The organism is Pantoea sp. ME81 (assembly GCF_903970985.1).
Classification (GTDB): Bacteria; Pseudomonadota; Gammaproteobacteria; order Enterobacterales; family Enterobacteriaceae; genus Pantoea; species Pantoea communis.
Genome location: NZ_CAJCKS010000294.1, coordinates 1 through 3,295, shown reverse-complemented (window position 1 = coordinate 3,295; position 3,295 = coordinate 1). Strand labels below are relative to the sequence as shown.

General features: G+C 50.7%; 4 protein-coding genes. All 4 read left to right on the top strand.

What is annotated here, in order from left to right; translation table 11 throughout:
- The coding region (locus tag H7A81_RS26485) for an ABC transporter permease subunit (RefSeq protein ID WP_182059254.1) at positions 1 to 496 on the top strand (496 nt) is incomplete at its 5' end.
- 63 nt (positions 497 to 559) lie between these two features.
- Complete coding sequence (gene proX / locus H7A81_RS26480) at positions 560 to 1,555, top strand: glycine betaine/L-proline ABC transporter substrate-binding protein ProX (protein WP_034825474.1); 996 nt, start codon at positions 560 to 562, stop codon at positions 1,553 to 1,555.
- Positions 1,556 to 2,208: 653 nt separating this feature from the next.
- A complete protein-coding gene (gene mprA / locus H7A81_RS26475) occupies positions 2,209 to 2,739 on the top strand; it encodes a transcriptional repressor MprA (protein WP_034825472.1) in 531 nt (176 codons plus the stop codon).
- Positions 2,740 to 2,888: 149 nt separating this feature from the next.
- On the top strand, positions 2,889 to 3,295 hold a 407-nt coding region (locus H7A81_RS26470), incomplete at its 3' end, for a biotin/lipoyl-binding protein (protein WP_182059253.1).

Sequence of the window (3,295 nt, the reverse complement as noted above, 5' to 3'; positions counted from 1 at the left end):
CTTCGTGTATTTAGTGCCGATCGTGATGCTGTTCGGTATCGGTAACGTGCCGGGCGTGGTGGTGACCATCATCTTTGCGCTACCGCCGATGGTGCGTCTGACCATTCTTGGCATTAAGCAGGTACCTGCCGATTTGATCGAAGCGAGCGAATCCTTTGGTGCCAGTCCGCGTCAGATGCTGTTCAAAGTGCAGTTGCCGCTGGCGATGCCGACCATTATGGCCGGTGTGAACCAGACGCTGATGCTGGCGCTGTCAATGGTGGTTATCGCCTCGATGATCGCTGTGGGTGGCTTAGGCCAGATGGTGCTGCGCGGTATCGGTCGTTTAGATATGGGTCTGGCAACTGTCGGCGGCGTGGGTATTGTGATTCTGGCGATTATCCTTGATCGCCTGACTCAGTCGGTCGCCCGCGACAGCCGCAGCCGTGGCAACCGTCACTGGTATAGCTCAGGTCCTCTTGGCCTGCTGCTGCGCCCCTTCAGTAAAAAAGCCTGATTTCTATGGACGGCCCAGCGTGGCCGTCCGTCTCCGACGCAACACGTAAAATAAGGAATGACTATGCGCAAGACAGCTCTGTTCGCTGCCGTCCTGACGACGTTCGCCGCGACGCACGTGTCCGCCGCCGACCTGCCGGGTAAAGGCATCACCGTTAAACCTCTGCAAAGCACCATCGCAGAAGAAACTTTCCAGACGCTGATTGTCAGCCGCGCGCTGGAAAAACTGGGCTACACCGTTGAGAAGCCGGGCGAAGTCGATTACAACGTGGCCTACACCACCATCGCGGCGGGTGATGCCACCTTTGTGGCCGCTAACTGGAAACCGCTGCATGATGACATGTATAAAGCTGCAGGCGGTGATAACAAGTTTTACCGTGAAGGCACTTACGTTGGCGGCGCTGCCCAGGGTTATCTGATCGATAAGAAAACCGCCGAGCAGTATCACATCACCAACATCGAACAGCTTAAAGATCCGAAAATCGCCAAACTGTTCGACAGCAACGGTGACGGCAAAGCCGACATGACGGGCTGTACGCCGGGCTGGGGCTGTGAAGCGGTGATTAACCACCAGAATAAAGCCTATGGCCTGGCGGATACGGTTACGGCCAACATGGGTAACTATTCAGCGATGGTGGCTGACACCCTGGCACGCTACAAGCAAGGCAAACCTATCCTTTATTACACCTGGACACCTTACTGGCTGAGCGACGTGCTCAAACCGGGTAAAGATGTGGTTTGGCTGCAAGTGCCATTCTCTTCCCTGCCAGGCGAGCAGAGCAAAGTGGACACCAAACTGCCTAATGGTAAAAATTACGGTTTCCCGGTCAACACTATGCACATTGTGGCCAACAAAGCCTGGGCTGAGAAAAACCCGGCGGCGGCAAAACTGTTTGCTGAAATGAAATTGCCGATTGGCGATATCAACGCCGAAAACGCGGCGATGCATGCGGGTCAGGCTTCTGAAGCTGACATCAATCGCCACGTAGATGGCTGGATCAAAGGCCATCAGGCCGAGTTTGATAAGTGGATTTCTGACGCACAAGCGGCGGCAAAGTAATCCTCTTCCCTTAAAAGCGGCCTTTTGGCCGCTTTTGTTCTCAATCCCCGCACAGTTCGTGCGTTATAGCGCACTGGTACGTCCTGTCAATTAACACACCATTGAAATAATTTTTTGGGTTACTATTAACCACAAATGATTATCTACGCCTTTCTTCCGCCATGAATGCTGCTAAACCGAGACTTATCTCTGCAATGCCTGAGGTTAAATTCTCTCAACGAATGCAATTCATCATTTTAGCTGGTACGGTATTGGTACCGGAATTGTTACGATTAAGTTAATTAAACCATTGATTTAGTGATGTAATGCGTTCAGCTAAAGTGTTTAGAAAGCGTAAAGACCAACCCAATCACGTGAGTGAGACTATTCATTGATGATTGAGTTTGTTATGGTTAGCAGCACAGTTATTCACCAGAGTTATTTTTTCTCGCGAAATTATTTTTTCTTAAAAATATTTCACGATGTGAATTGATGACAATGTAACCATCCTGCGTGGCACGTTGTCAGGGCGAAGCGCCCAGGGTTATGGAACGACCTGGAACGCCAGATGTTGACAATGTGATCGTGCGAACAATCACTGGCGGAAAATATGACTACGCTTAATCTGTCACCATCCTTACTATACCAGTTGCAACTAAGAGGTTTTTTTTAAAATGGAAAGTTCGTTTACTCCCATTGAACAGATGCTGAACATCCGTGCTAACCGCCATAAAGATTTTCCGTTGCAGGAAATCATCCTGACTCGTCTGTGCATGCATATGCAGGGAAAACTGCTGGATAACCGCAACAAGATGTTGAAGGCGCAGGGAATTAACGAGACCTTATTCATGGCGCTGATTACACTTGATGCGCAAGAAAACCAGAGCATCCAGCCTTCAGAACTGAGTTCTGCGCTGGGTTCCTCACGCACTAATGCAACACGTATTGCCGATGAGCTGGAAAAACGCGGCTGGATCGAGCGCCGCGAGAGCGATAATGACCGTCGCTGCCTGCATCTGCACCTGACAGAGAAAGGTAACGAATTCTTACGTCAGCTGCTGCCGCCTCAGCATCAGAGTCTGCAGTATCTGTGGTCTTCGCTCTCTACATCCGAGCAGGATCAGCTGGAAGCGATTACGCGCAAGTTGCTTAACCGTCTTGATAAAATGGATGAAGATCAGGTTATCGCTTCCCTGTCGCGCTAATAGCAAGAAGTGCGACACAATCACCTTCCGAAATCGCTATTTTAATCCCCTTTTATCCGGCCAGCGTCTTATACGCTGGCTTTTTCGACTCGGGAAACCGTGTTGAAGGATCAACACAGCCCGACTAAATGGAAAACGTGGAGAACAACATGAGTGCGACCGCGGAAGCGCAAAGCCCGCAACAGCCAGCGAATAAAAAGAAGAAGCGCAAAGGTGTGCTGATCCTGCTGGCTATCGTGTTTGTATTGATTGGGGTGGCGTATCTGGCCTACTGGTATTTGGTGCTGCGCCATTTCCAGGAAACCGATGACGCCTATGTGTCAGGTAATCAGGTGCAGGTGATGGCACAGGTTTCCGGCAGCGTGAATAAAGTCTGGTTCGATGACACTGACTTCGTGAAAAAAGGCGATATTTTGGTGTCGCTGGATAAAACCGATGCGGAGCAGGCGTTTGAAAAAGCGCAGACTGCACTGGCCACCAGCGTCCGCCAGACGCATCAATTGATGATCAACGGCAAGCAGTATCAGGCCACCATCAAGCTGCAACAGACCGCGCT

Bases quoted from the DNA above. Each gene is read 5' to 3' on its own strand.
- proX (WP_034825474.1), top strand. From the start codon at position 560: ATGCGCAAGACAGCTCTGTTCGCTGCCGTCCTGACGACGTTCGCCGCG.
- mprA (WP_034825472.1), top strand. From the start codon at position 2,209: ATGGAAAGTTCGTTTACTCCCATTGAACAGATGCTGAACATCCGTGCT.